Source organism: Vibrio sp. J383, from assembly GCF_023503985.1.
Lineage (GTDB): Bacteria > Pseudomonadota > Gammaproteobacteria > Enterobacterales > Vibrionaceae > Vibrio > Vibrio splendidus.
Genome location: NZ_CP097295.1, coordinates 40943 through 57303, shown reverse-complemented (window position 1 = coordinate 57303; position 16361 = coordinate 40943). Strand labels below are relative to the sequence as shown.

17 protein-coding genes are annotated in these 16361 nt (G+C 48.6%); 16 read left to right on the top strand and 1 reads right to left on the bottom strand.

Annotated features, from left to right (window positions below):
* Positions 1 to 54 precede the first annotated feature (54 nt).
* Entirely contained in the window at positions 55 to 720 is a 666-nt protein-coding gene (locus M4S28_RS25800; RefSeq protein WP_249633878.1) for an IS6 family transposase, read from the top strand.
* An 864-nt stretch (positions 721 to 1584) separates the two neighbouring features.
* On the opposite strand, the gene M4S28_RS25795 is transcribed toward M4S28_RS25800, so the two are convergent.
* Positions 1585 to 2424, bottom strand: coding sequence for a hypothetical protein (locus M4S28_RS25795; RefSeq protein ID WP_249633854.1), 840 nt, complete (start codon positions 2422 to 2424; stop codon positions 1585 to 1587).
* Between the two features lie 690 nt (positions 2425 to 3114).
* On the opposite strand from M4S28_RS25795, the gene M4S28_RS25790 reads away from it, so the two are divergent.
* The 15 genes from M4S28_RS25790 to traN all read left to right on the top strand — a co-directional run bounded on the left by M4S28_RS25790 (position 3115) and on the right by traN (position 16340).
* Entirely contained in the window at positions 3115 to 3303 is a 189-nt protein-coding gene (locus M4S28_RS25790; protein WP_139686221.1) for a TraY domain-containing protein, read from the top strand.
* Positions 3304 to 3668: 365 nt separating this feature from the next.
* Positions 3669 to 3854 carry a hypothetical protein gene (locus M4S28_RS25785; protein ID WP_249633853.1) on the top strand — a complete coding sequence of 62 codons (186 nt, stop codon included), beginning with the start codon at positions 3669 to 3671 and terminating at the stop codon, positions 3852 to 3854.
* A 449-nt stretch (positions 3855 to 4303) separates the two neighbouring features.
* A complete protein-coding gene (gene traA / locus M4S28_RS25780) occupies positions 4304 to 4591 on the top strand; it encodes a type IV conjugative transfer system pilin TraA (RefSeq protein WP_249633852.1) in 288 nt (95 codons plus the stop codon).
* 9 nt (positions 4592 to 4600) lie between these two features.
* Positions 4601 to 4903, top strand: a complete 303-nt coding sequence (gene traL / locus M4S28_RS25775) for a type IV conjugative transfer system protein TraL (RefSeq protein ID WP_249633851.1) — start codon at positions 4601 to 4603, stop codon at positions 4901 to 4903.
* Between the two features lie 14 nt (positions 4904 to 4917).
* The gene (gene traE / locus M4S28_RS25770; RefSeq protein WP_249633850.1) at positions 4918 to 5490 is read left to right on the top strand and encodes a type IV conjugative transfer system protein TraE; all 573 of its coding nucleotides are present in this window, start codon (positions 4918 to 4920) and stop codon (positions 5488 to 5490) included.
* Positions 5480 to 6265 (top strand): type-F conjugative transfer system secretin TraK, encoded by a 786-nt coding sequence (gene traK, locus M4S28_RS25765; protein WP_249633849.1) that lies wholly within the window; start codon positions 5480 to 5482, stop codon positions 6263 to 6265. Before traE ends, traK begins: the two co-directional genes overlap by 11 nt.
* A complete protein-coding gene (locus tag M4S28_RS25760) occupies positions 6255 to 7793 on the top strand; it encodes a TraB/TrbI/VirB10 family type IV secretion system protein (protein WP_249633848.1) in 1539 nt (512 codons plus the stop codon). The genes traK and M4S28_RS25760 overlap by 11 nt, the downstream gene beginning before the upstream one ends.
* A 2-nt stretch (positions 7794 to 7795) precedes the next feature.
* Positions 7796 to 8191: a type IV conjugative transfer system lipoprotein TraV gene (traV, locus tag M4S28_RS25755; RefSeq protein ID WP_139686327.1), complete on the top strand. Its 396-nt coding sequence runs from the start codon at positions 7796 to 7798 to the stop codon at positions 8189 to 8191.
* 40 nt (positions 8192 to 8231) lie between these two features.
* Positions 8232 to 8459 (top strand): hypothetical protein, encoded by a 228-nt coding sequence (locus tag M4S28_RS25750; protein ID WP_249633847.1) that lies wholly within the window; start codon positions 8232 to 8234, stop codon positions 8457 to 8459.
* An 18-nt stretch (positions 8460 to 8477) separates the two neighbouring features.
* Positions 8478 to 11027, top strand: coding sequence for a type IV secretion system protein TraC (gene traC / locus M4S28_RS25745; protein WP_249633846.1), 2550 nt, complete (start codon positions 8478 to 8480; stop codon positions 11025 to 11027).
* Entirely contained in the window at positions 10978 to 11706 is a 729-nt protein-coding gene (gene traW, locus M4S28_RS25740; protein ID WP_249633845.1) for a type-F conjugative transfer system protein TraW, read from the top strand. The genes traC and traW overlap by 50 nt, the downstream gene beginning before the upstream one ends.
* On the top strand, positions 11706 to 12167 hold the full coding sequence (locus M4S28_RS25735) for a hypothetical protein (RefSeq protein WP_139686224.1): 462 nt from the start codon (positions 11706 to 11708) through the stop codon (positions 12165 to 12167). The genes traW and M4S28_RS25735 overlap by 1 nt, the downstream gene beginning before the upstream one ends.
* Before the next feature lie 359 nt (positions 12168 to 12526).
* Entirely contained in the window at positions 12527 to 13537 is a 1011-nt protein-coding gene (gene traU, locus M4S28_RS25730) for a conjugal transfer pilus assembly protein TraU (protein ID WP_249633844.1), read from the top strand.
* 253 nt (positions 13538 to 13790) lie between these two features.
* Positions 13791 to 14504, top strand: coding sequence for a type-F conjugative transfer system pilin assembly protein TrbC (trbC, locus tag M4S28_RS25725; RefSeq protein ID WP_139686226.1), 714 nt, complete (start codon positions 13791 to 13793; stop codon positions 14502 to 14504).
* 36 nt (positions 14505 to 14540) lie between these two features.
* On the top strand, positions 14541 to 16340 hold the full coding sequence (gene traN / locus M4S28_RS25720) for a type-F conjugative transfer system mating-pair stabilization protein TraN (RefSeq protein ID WP_249633843.1): 1800 nt from the start codon (positions 14541 to 14543) through the stop codon (positions 16338 to 16340).
* Positions 16341 to 16361 lie beyond the last annotated feature (21 nt).

The following is a 16361-nucleotide window of genomic DNA, read 5'->3' as shown; positions in this document are numbered from 1 at the left end:
ATGGCAAATATCCCATATAATTGTCAATTCATTTAAATAATGATATCCCACTGAATCTTAAAATCCCCTATCCTTCAATTGGTTCGGTACTATCTCTCTTATAAATTGAGTTACCGTGAAATTGAAGAAATCTATGCAGAACGAGGTATCAATGTTGATCACTCAACCTTGAACCGCTGGGTGATAAAGTATGCGCCATTGCTAGAACATCGAGCTCGTAAAAAGAAGAAGCCAGTCGCTTCTTCGTGGCGGATGGACGAAACCTATATCAACGTAAAAGGCCAATGGAAATATTACTATCGAGCCGTTGATAAATATGGTGATGTGATTGATTTTCTACTGCGTGATAAGCGGGATGAAAAAGCAGCTAGAGCCTTTTTTCAAAAGGCCATCGGCCAACACGGACTACCTGAAAAGGTGGTGATTGATGGAAGCCATTCCAACGCATTAGCACTGCACAATCTCAACGTTGAACTTTGGCATAGCGGCCGCATGCTGAAACTTATTGAGATCCTTTCAATTAAGTATCTGAACAATATTGTTGAGCAAAGTCACCGCAGAGTGAAAGGTAAAATGAACCAGGCACTAGGCTGGAAATCTGATGAAGGAGCAAAGGCTACATTAGCGGGTGTAGAACTGTGGTCGATGATTAAAAATGGACAGCTCGACAACCCTGAAGGCTTATCTGTTTGGGAGCAGTTTTACGCGCTAGCAGCCTAATTGTATCTGAAAATCAGTACACTTGTACTTCTACAGAACTTTGCGACAGAGCCAATGTTTTTGTAAGCTCTATTCACAGATCAACCTTTAATATCTTCGCAGAAAATCAAGACGGTTACCCTGTCACTTTTAGTCCCATGAGTCGCTGTGCGACGAATACCAGAACGCGCTCACGAAGTGAGTAAGATAAGGACTTATCCTCCAGATTAAGTTTAATGAATAGATCATACCAACGGCACGAAAATTGCCCTTCGCCTTGCTAGAATGCGCGAGCGAAGCGAGTAAGACGTACGTTGTTGGTTGATGTGACTCGTAGTTATTGTGGTGGTTCCACGAAATTTTATGTATATGCTCAGTAGTTTCCTGTCGAATGACAAAAGAAAGATCCAGCGCAGCCAGCGATCGCGTTGTTCTTTTTTAGTTCATCTTGGTTAATGCTGGCTGTGGGTATTATGGAGCGGAGCGACTGCTGTTTTAGGATCGATCAAGTTAGACTTGGGGATGAGACTGACGCGCTATCGCTTGTCGGCTTCACACCGGCTCTACATACAAGTATGTAGCAGCCAGAGTGAACCTTAACTTTCTATCTAATATTTACTTAAATATTTATTTATATACGAAGTTTAACTACGGAGTACACATAACCGCAGTCCATTTTTTAGTGCCATCTTTGTGCTCTTTTCTTACACTCTTTTATTGCACTCCCTTTTGAAATCAACATAAAAAGGCGACTCAAAACGATCGATAGGGGACAACCATTAAGGTTCTACTTTGGTGAAAGTGGGCATTTATGATGAATATTTAACCTAAAGCACGCTACAGGCGTGCAAAACCCTCCGCCGTTAAGCGGATACTTCTCTATAGCTAGTGTGGAGAAGGGGCGTAGTGGGGCGTTGCTGTGAACAGGTTAGCCACGTTCTTAGCAAAATCATTACAACGCGTCGCGTTGTAGATCTCCTGAATGCCAGAAGCAATGGTACGAAAGTTTAGCCAGTCAAAACGCAAGCCTTTCTTTTCCATACGTTTGCGAGAGGCGATGATCAACTCGCAAATATTAGGATAGCGCACCACTTTAATGTCTCTAAAGAAGGCTTCTGTGAATTGCTTGTAAGCGGCTGCGCTGCGCACCGTACCTTCGGCATCATCGACGCACACATTAATGCGCTCGCTGTACAAGTAAGTCGCACGTTGCAAGTATCGAATCACCTTAGCGAACGACTTCGGTGAGATATACTCGCCCCAACGTAACGCGTAGTCTTCCTGGAGCTGGTCATAGCTGATGGTTTTCAAACCGGCTTCGGTCGGCACACCGATACGGCCACCAATCAAATCCGTGTTAGGTAAGATACAAGCTAAGACTTTGGCGATCAGCGTTCGGCATTGGATGTTATTGATCGCCGCGCCTCCCCAAGCGAATAGCGCAGGAAACCGTTGTGGATTATTGATAAACTCTTGGCACGCTTTCAAGATAAAAGCGTACTCGTGGGGAAGATTGACCACGTCACCACTACGAAGCAAACGTCGAGCCTTAAAGCCGATAGCGTAATCGTCCTGGTCAAGCTCTGTCTCAGATTGAGCAGGCTTAGGATTGAGCACCTCATGGTGCATCTCAATGAGTTCACGCTTACGCGCTTTACGCATCAAACGGTACGCTTTGTCGTATTGGGATTTGGCAAACGCTGGTGCAAGGTTATCTGCAAACATGAGACTCGCCCTCTAAGCCATAACCGAGCAAGATCATAGAACGATGATCTGATGTCCATGCGGTTATTACTGAGGTCTGGAGTCTGAGGGTTACTTGCCATAGGCAAGACACAATGGGATTCTTCATGATTTGGTTCCATACGGTTTAGGGTTGTTTGGATTGAGAGTCCAAACAATGAGCTTTCAATTTACACAAGATCGCCAGAAAGATCAAATGCTTAAATTTCAGGCACAAAAAAGCCGTTCACGTATGGGAGAACGGCTGCTTTGCGAATGCTATATAGTTAAGATCTCACCCCTAACACACTCTCAATTCTTAAAAAATACACTACATAGAAAACTATGTAGTAGCGTGCTATGTAATGCACTTTTCACTTTAAGAATCTGCGCTAATTATAGCGCACTTACTTTATGGGGCTCAAGCCTTAAATCACATTTTCACAAAATCGTTTAACATAATGAATATAATGCGTAGTTATATCAATAAGTTACATACCATCATTATAATCTGTGATATGTAATCACATATTATACTTCATTAATATAAATTTCATAGCCTTTATATTTTTCTAACCGCTTTATTTTCAACCACACCCTCAAAAATATACTCAATATATCCTTATTTTNCAACANNTTAANTNGGTNCGNATNATATTCATTATGTAAAATAAAGAAAAAAGTGAAACCGTTTTGAATAAGAAATTATCCGATTTAAAAGGTACACACGTCAACGTGAAGCTCTCAGGCAAACATAACCAAATTCTAGATAGCTCAACGGCTCACAATGGCCGTACAAAACGCGCGGAAGCGCAAGCACGACTAGAGCACCACCTTGAGCTGTTCGGTGTGAACTGGGAAGTACCCAAAGATAAACCGTAATTTTTTCAAAAAAAAGATCCCCGAATGGGATCGCGAACATCAAAACGATGGTCAACTCGCTCTTTAACAACTTGCGCCATGAACGACTTAACACGGAACTTGTTTTGTGTGAGTCACTCCGAGCAAACCAGTGACGGAGGACAGGAATTCACTGAAACAGACCTTATTGACCGCTACGGCGACCGGGTGCATGACCTATAGATAATGGAAGTGCATAAGCTGGGATGGCTGAACTGTGTGAATGACCCGAAATGTGAATAAGCCCCGCCTATTGTCTCGGCGGTGAGGTAGAGACAATCTCCAAAGCCTATTTCTACAGTGGCCTTTGGAGAGAGCCAAGCTAAACCACGCAAAGGAACGAACCCATGGAATCAAAAATGACCGCCATTCAAGAGGTGAAGTTTTGGGTTGATGTTATCGAGCAAGCCGCTATTCCTGCCAACGGGAAGCGTTTAACATCAGACGAGCAAGCCGCGTTATCCCAAACGTATCGCGCTCTCGCACAAACCGCGCTCTACGCCGCGGACAAAATGGAGAGCTCATCGATATAAGGGTAGACAATATCAACAAAGCTATCGCCACACGCCCCGCTTTTCCATTCACTCGCTTTTGGCTGCAATAACGAGGCGAAGCCTCTTGTTGAGACAAAAGGAGTACCGCGTCAGCGGATAGGGTAAACACTTTTCAATGCTCACTGACCAGACATAGGTTTTGCCCCTGAAAACGGCATAGAAAACCGTCTGTTCACAGTCAAACTGTGAGTGATGCCACCACTTAAAAAACACTGAACTCTCTGGGGAGTCAGTCTTGTAAGCGTCTCGCGTAGTCTATTGGCAGTAGGCTCAAAAAGAGCAAGCGTCCCACCCAAAACACTCTGTGTCCTATCGACCGTCAGTGAGCATTGAAAAGCCAAACCCTGCCTTCTTGTCTCTCCGGCAAGAAGGCAACGCCATCATTAACACTCATTTGATAATTTTATCACTCAATAAGGAAACTCATTATGAAAACACGTACCCAACGCGCCCTCATGGTCGCTCTTGGCGTCGCTGCATCGACGCTTTTCATCGCTCATCCTGCTCTGGCCGCTGATATCTTCGCAGCAGGTAAACAGACAATGAAAGACACCGCAGGCAAAGGTTCTTCGGTTGAAACGGCCATGCTAGGAACCGGACTGGTCGGCGCGGTCATTACTGGACTGATGACCCGTAACTGGTTTGCCGCCGTGGGCGGATTCGTTGCAGGCACCATCTTGTGGAACGTAGCTGCGCCACAAGTCGGCTTAGGCTAAGGCGCCGCCATGGAAGACCCTCATCAGTTTTTCTCTATCCCAAAACACATGAACAAAGGTCGCCGTTGGCTCGGCTTCCCTGTTGATGAAATCGCGCCAGCCTTCTTTATTTTCGGCCTCTCATTTTGGCTGAAACACGAAATGATAGGGCTGACGTTATCGATGGCTTGGTTTGGGGGGTTGCGTTACATCAAAGCGCAATACGGTGACAACATCATTACCTTGTCACTTTATTGGTGGGGGGCTTCCTTCATCAAGTCCACCCTTTTTAAGCGCACGCCCTCAGCCTGTCGCCGTTACTGGATTTTTTAAGGAGACCTTTCCTCATGGACCCGTTTGTCAAACGGGATAAGCTGGCCGTCAAAAGCCTCCTCAATCTTTTTTTGAGTGCAGGCTTTCTTGTCATGCTTATCACGAACCTGGTGTTGGGTTACACCAGTTATCAAGCCCTAACCCACCAAAGCCGAACCTTAGTCCCCCCGACACTCTCTCAAGCCTTTACCATTTCAGACGGCGCCGTCGATGAGCCTTACCTTCAACAAATGGCTGATTACCTCCTCCACCTGAAACTCAACATTACCCCGGCCAGCGTTGGCCGTCAGTTTGGGTTGTTGCTTGACTATGTTGATGAAACCAGTTGGCACAGCGTACAACCTAAGCTGCTTCGTGAAGCCACGGTGATTAAAAAAGACAACATCAGCAGTCAATTTGCGGTCGAGGACGTCCGTATCTCCCTCGATACCCTCCAAGTACAGCTCTACGGCACACTCCAAAAGCACGTCGGCCAACGCCCCCTAGAGCCAGAAATGAAGTGGTATCAAGTTAACTTTAGCTACGAACAAGGCTCAATAGGTTTACTCTCCATTGAAGCCGTCGAGGTCAATACCGATGAATCTTAATCAACCATCTTTTACCCCCTCAATGCGGTGGCGCTCCCTTTGTTTATCCATGGCGCTTTTGCTGGCTTGGCTCATCTCCCCCTTAGCCATAGCCAACAATGCCGCCATGGTCAGTTATGAGTTTGATGAAGGCGACACCATACCCTTGGCACTCTCTTCCATTAACGTGAACCGCTTACTGGTCAAAAACGACCGCATTCTTTCTATAGTCTGCCCGAAAGGGTTTTGCACCTCGTCAGGCAACCAAAAAGACGCATCAGGCTCCATTGCACTAAAAATCAATATCGCCTTGCCGTTCACTGCGCACTTGACCACAGAGAAAGGGCGACTGTTCGCGCTGTTCATTACACCTAAAGCGACCCCATCTTTGGTCACAGAGTTTGTCTGGTCACAAAGCTACAAAGAGCAGCAAAGCCCAATAGAGCTTGCCGCGGATTACCCCGCGGCCATGACCGCGCTCACCAAAGCCATGATGCGCTCTGTCCATGACGGCGCGCCCATTGCGGGCTTTAAACGCCATGACGTTGACCCTAAAACGCTGCCTAAAGATGAAGCGGCATTAGCCATCATCCCTCAAACGGTCTTTGTGGGCCGTGATTACTCTGGGGTGGTTTATCAGCTCAAAAACCAAGGCCGCAGTGACCTATCGCTGACCACCGCGCAGTTCTACAGCGACTCTGCACGCTCAGCTGCGCTCGATGCCTATCAATTAAAACCAGGGCAAACCACCACGCTCTATCTCATTACCGGAGGAGGCGCCGCTCATGTTCGATAAACAAAAGGACGCATTTGACCGCTTTAAGAAACGCGCCTTTAAAGACACCGACGGAGACTTTGAAGACGGCGGCACCGTCAATGCGGTGACAAGAAAGCGCAATCGCACCATTACGTTCACGGTGTTGCTGATATTGGCCGCCCTCGCTTTCGTGGTATGGCGATTCACTCAGCCTTCCCAAGCGCCAAGCAACGTCAATCAAGACGTTGGCTTTGGCGCTATCGTCACCGACGATTTCACCGCCAAGGACAACCAATCGGCCTTGACGTTTCAACAAGACAAAATCAACCAAATCGAGCAAAGCTTAGTCAAGTTTGAGGGGACATTGAGCCGCTTTGGACAGAGCTTAACCTCTGAGTTAGACAACATAAAAAAAGCCAATGAGCGTGATAATGCGTCACAACTGACAGAGCTTGAGCAAAAGATGCAACAAAAGCTCGATGAAGTGGACGCGCTCAAAGTCCAGCTTGAGACACAATTAGCCTCCGCCCTCAATACAGGCGACTCTTCCATTCAGCACAAGGTAGACAGTCAACAAGGCGGCACGTTTGGTCAATACAAGCTGCCCCCAAGACCGGCGATAAATGGCAACATTGAAACCGCTAAGGTCAATGAGTTTCAGTATCAACAACAAGATGATGTGGCTTTTAGTGGGGATGCCTTTGATAGCTTTGAGTTTCATTGGCAAGCCAGTATCGAGGAGAAACAATCTCGCCGCACGACCGATAACTACGTACCAACCGGCACTTTTGTCACCGCAGTGATTACTGGGGGTGCGGATGCGAATGCGGGCGTGTCTGGACAAGGAGATACCTCCCCGATTGTCTTTCAGACCGTCAATCAAGGAATATTACCCAACGGTCAGCCCTCCAAACTCAAGGACTGCACCATCACAGGCGCGGTCTACGGGGAAATTTCATCCAGTCGCGGCGTGGCGCGCACCAACAGAATGAGCTGCATACAACCCAATGGGGATATCCTTGATATCCCCGTCAATGCGACCGTGTTTAACTTTGGGCGCAATGGCATTCGCGGCACGACCATCTTGAAAAACGGGAAAATCGTTCAAATGGCGGGCATTGCCGGAATATTGCAAGGCGTTGGGGATGCCGGTAAAGCGCTCGCCCAAACCACAACACCGACCGCGCTTGGTCCAAGTACCAGTGTCAACACCGACAAGATAGGGTTAAACCTGCTGGGCGGCGCTACCGAAAGCGTTGGCAGCAAGTTAGCGGACTACTACATCAAACTGGCGGAGCTCTACCACCCCATCGTAGAAGTCAATCCTGGCGCCATCGTCAATATTGTCTTTTTGGAAGGCTTTCCCTTAGACCCTCTACTGGCCGATGAATACGAAGCGCGCATAAATGAGCAGCGTGAGCACGTATCGAGCTCTAACCAGATACTCGATGTTATTACCAATGCTCCCGCCCTTTCACCCACCACTCAAACCGCCCCTATCAACCCATTAGCGCAAAAAATCACCCAGCAAGGGTTAAGCAGCGTGGGCTTTGGGCGTGAGGAATAACCATGAATAGACAGTTTTTGTTTTCACTATCGATACTCCTAGGTCTGACCGGCTGCAGCGCGGGCTTTGAGAGCGAATACAGTTGCGATAAGGTCGGCGGCGTTTCCGGATGCGTCACCATGAACGAGGTTCGAGACAACGTCTACGGCTATACCGGTGACAGCGGCATAGCCACGGTTTCCCCTCAATCGCGTCTCGCCCCGCCTTCCGCCTTTACCTTACTGCCAAGGCGCAATCGAGAGGGGGAGCCTGAGCGAAGCCAAGAAGACGTTAAAAAGCTCACCGTCTTCCCTTTCATCGACAAAGACAATCACTACATCGATACGATGGATGTTTACTTTGTCTTAGACGATAGCCGTTGGTCTGGGCGCCCTGCGCGCGAGATTTGGAAGGATTAACCATGATAAGAACACTCAAAAAGCATTCATTGCCTTCTTAGTGTTATGGGGCGTATTCCTGAGCAGCGCCCTAGCACAAGTGGCGCAGTTCATCACCTCACACGATGATGTTGTGGCGCGCTACATCGAGTCTCATCCCCCTCAATTCGAGCAAATCATCACCCAAGCCGCACAGCGCAGCCTAGTGCCACCAAAGCTAGCTACCGATATACAACTCAGTGATGAAGCGATGCAAAGTGTCAGCTGGCCATTGTCTGTGTTTTGGTAAAATAGAAAAGGAATACCCATGTTTTCTACCTCACGAAGTGGCTTGTCCGCCTTGTTCCAAGATGCCAAGCAAGCCCAAAACCACCTTCACCATGAATTACCGTATCGAGACTACGATCCCATTGAGCAAGTCTTTGATAACGCTCACTCACGCGGCTTTGGTTTTAAAATCAGCGTCCTTGGGGGCGCAAACGAAGATTTAATTCAGTCATTAAGCCACCTCATGGGGGACTTGCCCGATGGGGATAAATGGGACTATCAAGTACAGCTGTTTGGTCATAACCGTGTCGCGCACTACTTAGAAGGCAATCAAGCGCTACTCAGTCAGCGAGGCGGTATCTGCCAGAAGATGGCCAACGATGACGCCATTTACGCCCACTACGCCGCGCAGCACGGTTATCTGCACAGACAAAAAAACAATCGCTTTGATTTGCGCGACTACGACGCGTTCTTTTTTGTCTCCACCACGGAAAAAGACCCACAAGAGCTGCTGGATGCGCGAATGACGCTAGAGACGGGACTCGCGCAGTTGGGGTTTGATTTACTGCCCGTGACACCTGAGATGTTGCTCACTGGTGTGGGGGATATCTTAAACTTTGATAAGCGCCAAGACCGGCCAAAGGAAAAAAGCTACAACCCATTAGAGCCTTTGAACCTGCAAGCGTTATCTCCCGATACCGAAGCGTTAACCCATCGTGGCCATATCGCCACCCGTCACACCAATGACCAAGGGGAAGAGGTACGCACACGCTTGGTTCATTTGGGGCTTTCTCGATTGCCTGGTGATTATCGCTTGTACGCCTTACCCGAGGCTTTCTCTTCTATCCGCAACGTATCGCGTAACATCACTTGCCCGCATCGCGTGACCTTGAGCTTTCGCAACGAGCCAACCGGTAAGCAGAACGCAGATAACGATAATAAGATAAAAGACTTAACCAAGACGGTGAACAGCCAAATGGCGATACTCGCGCCCATGGCCGAAGACGAACTCAAAGAGCGCAAAGCCTTGCAAAAAGGCTTGTTGTCTAAAGAGTTTACCATCGCGTCTATGGTACTCACCGTCTCACTGCTGACCGACAAAGCCTGTCAGAAAAAAGACACCCAAGCGGCGAAGGAGTCATTTGGCAATGCGGGGCTTGATATCATTCCACTAAAAATGAATCAGCCCCAAGCGCTGCTCTCCACGATGCCTTTTATGATGAGTGAAGGGTTATGGGGCGATTGCAAAAAAGCCGGGCGCGTTCGCACCTTAAAGAGCTCTAACTTGGTGAATCTCTTTCCTCTCATCATGGACTTTAGCCAGCTCAAAGGGGGCGTACTCTTACCCACGATGCGCCAACAAATCTCGTTCTTTAACCCTTTCACCTGTGGTAGTGATAACCAAAACATCGCCCTGACGGGAGGCTCAGGCGCTGGGAAAAGCTTTCTGGTTCAAGAAATCGCGGAAACGGTTTACGCCATGGGCGGTAAAGTGTGGATACTCGATAAAGGCGCCAGCTACAAAAAATTGACGCTCAGCCTTGGGGGAACCTACATGACCCACGCCAACATCTTCTTAAACCCGTTCACCCATTTAGGCGCCATGCAAAATGCGGAGTTTGAGTTTGTGGACGATGACGGTAGACCCGTTGACCCCATGATGGAAGCGCTCGATAACATCACCGCGTTGTTCGCCACCATTGCGTCGCCCTACACGCCGCTGACCGCCTTTCAACAAAGTGTACTCGGCGATGCGATAGTGACGGCGTGGGAGTGTAAAGGCAATCAAGCCTTAGTGGATGATGTCAGAGACGCCTTGATTGAGATTGCGGGAGAAGAAGGCGACCGACGCATCAAAGACATTGCGGTGCAACTGAAAAAGTTCTGCACCGACGGCATGTACAAAGATGTGTTCAACAAGCCCTCCATGCTCGACCCAAACGTTGAATTTACTACGTTGGAGCTCGATGGGTTCCCGCCTGCAGTGCTCAGACCGGTCATTTTTGCGCTGATGGTGTCGATTAACCAGCAGATGTACCTTTCAGGCTCTCGCTCTACTCCCAAGATGTGCATCATCGAAGAGGCGTGGAGCTTGCTCTCTGGGGCGAACGAACAAGCCAGGGAGTTCATCAACACCGGTTATCGCACCGCCCGTAAGTTCGGCGGCGCTTTTTGCACGGTGACTCAAGGGATTGAGGATTTCTTTAGCAGTGAAGAAGCCAAAGCCTGCTACAACAACTCCGATATCCACATCATTCTTCGCCAAGGGGAAGGGTTTGATAAATATCTAGCCCAAAACCCCGATGCCTTCTCACCGTTTGAGCAGCGCATCATTAAAAGCTTCGCCCCCTCTGCAGAAGCCGGATACAGCAGTGCGCGTATCAAGGCGGGCGGCCATGTCACCTACCACCGCTTTTTCGCCTCTCCGGTGAAACGCGCCATGTTCTCAACCGAGCCAAAGGAGTTTGAGTATTGTGAAAATCTCTATAAACAAGGTCAATCGCTGGAGCGCGCCATTGAGCAAACCTCCATGCACTTTTATGGCAAAGAAATTGACGCCTTTAATCAAGCTATTGGCGCAAGCGCTTAGTTTGCTGCCTTTTATCCTCGCAGCAGGCATGGCCACTTTTAACGCTCACGGGAAAGCATTGGGGCAAGTCGCCCCGGTCTTCCCTATCGGTGAAATCGACATGCTGGAGTGGATACACCAAAGGCTGAAAGGGTTTGAGGCCAGCGGTAAACTGGCGGACATGCAAAACGAGTTCACAGAGCGCGTACAACAAAGCATTGAAACCCCACCGCCCGTTGAAGGGTTAACCACCACGACCAACCCCCGCACCTTTTACGTTGACCCAAGCATCACTATCCCTAAAGACATCATCGCCCCCACGACGGGGGCAGTGATAGCCAAGGCGGGTACTAGGGTGAACCCCTTTGACAGCCGCACTTGGCCAAAGGTCGACGGTCAAGACGTTCTACCACAGTTTGAACTCAGTAAGGTGCTGGTCTTTTTTGATGCCAGAGACGCGCAGCAACGAAGGTTTGCCAGCGAGTATCAAAACACCAAGCCAATCAAGTGGGTACTGACAGGAGGCAGCCCGAATAAAATGGCGACCTTACTGGACGCAAGAATGTATTTTTCGCAGCAAGGCCACCTAACCCAATCGCTTAACATCACTCACGTCCCTGCTATTGCCTACCAAGACGGCACGCGCTGGCGCATCGATGAGGTGAACGTATCGGGCTTGCAACCCTTGGAGATAGAGTAATGACAACCCAAAAACGATGGAAAAAGCTGCTCTACGAGATCACGCTGGCAGGCATTGCGCTTCGTAGACAAGATTATCAAGAACTTGACCCACAAATTGCCCCTGCGGTGCACGCACTGAACGCCATTGAGGGCGTGGCAACCATCGGCTCTTGCCAAGGGCACGTTGCCTGGCTAACAGGGCGGTTTTCAGCGCCTTATCTTTATTTTACGGCGCCTGTTTGGTTTGCTAAGCAACTTTCTCAACGCCTAAAAACGTCACCATGGCATCTCTCTGCTATGTTCAACAACCATTGCCAACTGTGTTTTCACCTCACTCACAAACGCTACAGTCGAGCGTATCGTTCTCTTGTGCCGTTCTCATTGACTTACCACCTTGGGTATCATCGTGAGAAAGCCGACAAAGAACTTGCGCAGTTAGCCAAACTGCTCTCAACGATAGAGGAAATCAAAGTAACCTGAAAAATAACAATACAACCCGACGGCGCCGAGCAAGAGAATAGAAACTATCTTCTTTGCTTTTTCTATACCAAACGGATCAGGCTCTCCACAGTGTATACAAGCGCTAGAGTTTGAGGATATAGAGTCATTACAAACCCTACAACTTTTTAAGGATGCCATATAAGACCTCATAAATGGTTAAATTTCGCACCAGATTCTAACACAACATAACTGACTTGGGACTGCGCACCTCCCTTGATCATGTTTCCAATATCACTTCTTTTCTATTCACCAAGCTCGCTTTTGGCTGCGATAACGAGGCGAAGCCTCTTGTCGAAACAAAAGGAGCACCACGCCACGCGTGGAAAAAGGACACCACCATGACGCAACGATACTTTCGTTTACTGCTGTGCTGCCTATTGGTTCTTATTGCGCCATCCACCCTAGCCGCCAGCGCCGCCTGTAAAAGCCGTTTTATTAACCCCATTACCGATATTTGTTGGGATTGCTTGTTCCCGATGACGATAGGCTCAGCCACGGTCATGCCGTCCAAATATCCAGACACCACCAACCCCACAACGCCTATCTCTTATTGCCCTAAACCCCCACCCGTCTTCGTACAAGTTGGGGTCAACATCGGCTATTGGGAGCCTTATGCCTTAACCGATATCACACGCGTCCCTTACTGCATGGTGAACATGGGCGTAGAAATGTCAGGCGCTAACAGTCAGCGTATCGGCGGGCGCGTTACCGCCAGAGAGAGTGACAGCAGTGACGGCGGTTTTTATCATGGTCATTGGTATAAGTACCCGGTCATTTACTGGTTACAACTGATGCAATCCACTGCTTGCATGGCCACCGATGTGTTTGATGTGGCCTACATGACAGAGATTGACCCACTTTGGGACGACGACGAGTTATCGCTCATTATCAATCCCGAAGCGCTACTGTTTGGTAATCTAGCCGCGCAGCTGGCTTGCGTGCCCGAAGCCATGTTGACCTCAGCGAACGTTGCTTTGCCTATTGATGCGCTGTTTTGGTGTTTAGGCTCACAAGGCAGTGCCTACCCACTGACTGGCACCACCAACTATCGAGACACGCCTATTCAAGCGGCGACACTCTTAATGGAGAAGCTAAACTACAAACTGCATCGGCAGGGGATAATCTGGGAGACGCGCGGTGAAGATGGGGCGATTTGTTATCAATATCCCGATCCTATCTTGCCAAAATCCCGTTATCGGTATCAAATGTCGGCGCCTATTCCCGATGCGGCCTGGTGTCACCCATACACCACGACCACCACACTCTGGGAAGCCGGTCATGACAATCCAGTGACAGGGGACAATTTTGGTTTTGTACAATGGCGAAAGCGCAATTGTGTATTTTTATAAGATTAAGTGATGATACCCATTCAAGCCCATAATAATGAAACAAATCTATTTATAGCCAGTACCCACGGCTCTCTTTCTGATTTTTTAAAAACAGAGCTTGCCTGTGACAAGCATATCTACTGCTGTTTCCCGCTCTCGCAGTTTTGTTTCTCGTTTTGCCGCGACCTCAACACTCGTAAGGTGCGGTCAATCAGCTTTCAAAACGCTCACACCCTTTATCCCCCTTTTAAGCGGCCATAACAAAGAGGTAACTATGACCATTCTATCTTTTGAGGGCGCCTTTCGGCGCTCTTTTGTTTTCCTGTGTTGTTTGATGGCGTTCTCCACTCAAGCTTACACAGAGCAAGAACTCAAAGCCTTTGCCAAACTTGAGCAAGAGATGGCTTCACAGCCAGAGACAGCAAAACCATGGGATACAGACGACATACAAAACCAAGCCCATGCTTATCGAGAAGAAGCGCTGACGCTTAGCCGCAATGTTCAGGACTTGATAAAAGAAGAGAGCCTTTCTCCTTTATTGGGAATACAAAAGCCCACGCGCAACCCTGACCAAGCCCCAAAAGGAGTGATGGTGTTTGTTTCACTGACCATGCCCAAGACCGCGCTCAAGCAGCTGTTGATGCAAAGTGAGCACTTGGGCGTACCACTGGTGATACGCGGCGTCTTACCCCAAGGCTTTCCGGCCACGGCCAAGCGCATTGAGTCCTTAATACGCTCGCCCAACAAGGCGCCCATTCAAAGCGGCTTTTCGATAAGTCCCGATTGGTTTAAGCAGTTTGATATTCAGCGCGTACCGGCGTTTGTTTCGGTTAAACAAGACCGCTGCTTACCCAAGCAGCCTTGTAAAGCCACGGACTACGATATCCTTTACGGTAATATCTCGCTCTATCAAGCTCTGGATTACCTCGCCACGGGCGATGCGCAGCAAAATGTTCATCCATTACTGCGCACGCTCTATTCCCAATAACCCTCTATCATCACAATTTTTGACGAGGTGCTTCTTATGCGGATTTATGTCCTGGCTGCGCTCACGCTCAGTCTTTTTTCTACGCTCGCACTGGCTAACGAGCAACAGACCTTTACCGACAGCGTCAATTGGGCGAAACAAGCAGCCGGTCAAGCGCTCAAACCTGATGCCCTCCCCCTCAACATCGATGACTATTGCAAAGACGCGGCGTGCCGAGAAGAGAGGCGAAACCCAAAACAATCCCAGCTGTCAGACAGTGATATCAACGCCCAAAAGGGAACAGAGTTTGTGACCAATGAATTGGCTCAAGACATCAACGCCAACTTCAACAAAGGGCGACCGGATGTAAAAAACGATCCGGCAATGCAATTTGCCTTACTTGGCCAAGAGAATGCGTTTGAAATCACTCATGGCATTTCGAATGCCTACGTAGACTGCGATACGGGTCAGCAATGCCTTAAAAAATCGACGCCTAAGGTGTGTACGCAACCAACCAACACCCCCGTACCTTGTAATGAAACAGCGATATTAAGTAACCCACAACTCATTACCGGTATTACGCCTTATCATTCTATCGTCTACCAGCATGACCACGTACGCCTACACGGATTTGACACAGTGACGCTCCCAGAAAAAGCGCAGACCTTATTGTCAATCACTATCCCAGCTCTCTATGCCATTAATACTTGGGCCATCACGACTCATTTTTATATCAATGACCACCTTATCTATACGCATAAAGGGAAAAACTCCTTTCAGTGCAATCCTGATTTTGAAGATTGCTCAAACACGGTCACACCTGGCACGATCCAATTTTCTCCACCATTAACGCTAACGTCAAAGACCATCACCTTTTCTCGCGTTTCGGAGGCAGGAGAATTCGAGCCGGGAACGCTCCCTAACTGGCAAATACCAGGGCGCGCCGCAGGTCGTCTTGTCTGGGGGTATACCGATTATGAAATGAGTTGGAACAAACAATGTGACCGTCTCATCCCTCAATGCAAACCCAAAGAGCGTAAATGCATTGAAGGAAAAGAAACACGCAATATTGATGGCGTGGATATCACGCTGGATTGTTGGAAATACCAGACACTTTACCAGTGTGAAATGGCTGATACCTGCCAATCGTTACCAAGCCAATGCGAAACCGTGAGCACTCATTGCAGCCTCAAACAAAACGGGGTGTGCATCGAGCATGAAGTCACGAAAAACTGTATTGAGAAGACCTGCAGAGCCACGAACATGCAGTGTGGTGAGCAATCGTTCTGTCTTGATGGAGACTGCTACGTACCTGAACCTAAACTTAACGGTAACTTTGATAAGTCCGTCGCCGCGCTCGCCGGGCTTGCCGAAGCGGTAAAAGATGTGGGCGACCCACCTAAAATATTCACAGGTAAGCCAATGCAATGCAGTAAGAAACTCGCGGGGTTTAACGACTGTTGTAAAGACTCAGGATGGGGGCAAGGCTTAGGAGCAAAATGCAGCGAAGCGGAAGAAGCGCTCGGTGAAGCCAAAGAGAAAGGCTTAACCCTGTACGTGGGGCAATACTGCGCAAAGAAAGTGCTCGGAGTCTGCACCCGCAAAAAGCGCAGTTACTGCGTTTACGACAACAAGCTCGCTAAAATCATCCAAGAGCAAGGCTCTATTCAGCAACTGGGTAAACGATTAGGCAGTGCCAAAAACCCCACTTGCGCCGCCATTACACCCGAAGAACTAGGACAAATTAACTTTGAATACATTGATTTTAAAGAGTTCTATCCAGACATGCACGCCAACACCAACCTCCCCAACTTTGATGAAATTAAGAAACGCCTTCAAAGTGCCACGGGGGGATAACAAACGATTCGAGACAAAAGG

Bases quoted from the DNA above. Each gene is read 5' to 3' on its own strand.
- M4S28_RS25735 (WP_139686224.1), top strand. From the start codon at position 11,706: ATGACAACCCAAAAACGATGGAAAAAGCTGCTCTACGAGATCACGCTG.
- traU (WP_249633844.1), top strand. From the start codon at position 12,527: ATGACGCAACGATACTTTCGTTTACTGCTGTGCTGCCTATTGGTTCTT.
- traK (WP_249633849.1), top strand. From the start codon at position 5,480: ATGAATCTTAATCAACCATCTTTTACCCCCTCAATGCGGTGGCGCTCC.
- M4S28_RS25760 (WP_249633848.1), top strand. From the start codon at position 6,255: ATGTTCGATAAACAAAAGGACGCATTTGACCGCTTTAAGAAACGCGCC.
- traV (WP_139686327.1), top strand. From the start codon at position 7,796: ATGAATAGACAGTTTTTGTTTTCACTATCGATACTCCTAGGTCTGACC.
- traA (WP_249633852.1), top strand. From the start codon at position 4,304: ATGAAAACACGTACCCAACGCGCCCTCATGGTCGCTCTTGGCGTCGCT.
- trbC (WP_139686226.1), top strand. From the start codon at position 13,791: ATGACCATTCTATCTTTTGAGGGCGCCTTTCGGCGCTCTTTTGTTTTC.
- traC (WP_249633846.1), top strand. From the start codon at position 8,478: ATGTTTTCTACCTCACGAAGTGGCTTGTCCGCCTTGTTCCAAGATGCC.
- traW (WP_249633845.1), top strand. From the start codon at position 10,978: ATGGCAAAGAAATTGACGCCTTTAATCAAGCTATTGGCGCAAGCGCTT.
- M4S28_RS25795 (WP_249633854.1), bottom strand. From the start codon at position 2,424: ATGTTTGCAGATAACCTTGCACCAGCGTTTGCCAAATCCCAATACGAC.
- traL (WP_249633851.1), top strand. From the start codon at position 4,601: ATGGAAGACCCTCATCAGTTTTTCTCTATCCCAAAACACATGAACAAA.
- traE (WP_249633850.1), top strand. From the start codon at position 4,918: ATGGACCCGTTTGTCAAACGGGATAAGCTGGCCGTCAAAAGCCTCCTC.
- M4S28_RS25785 (WP_249633853.1), top strand. From the start codon at position 3,669: ATGGAATCAAAAATGACCGCCATTCAAGAGGTGAAGTTTTGGGTTGAT.
- traN (WP_249633843.1), top strand. From the start codon at position 14,541: ATGCGGATTTATGTCCTGGCTGCGCTCACGCTCAGTCTTTTTTCTACG.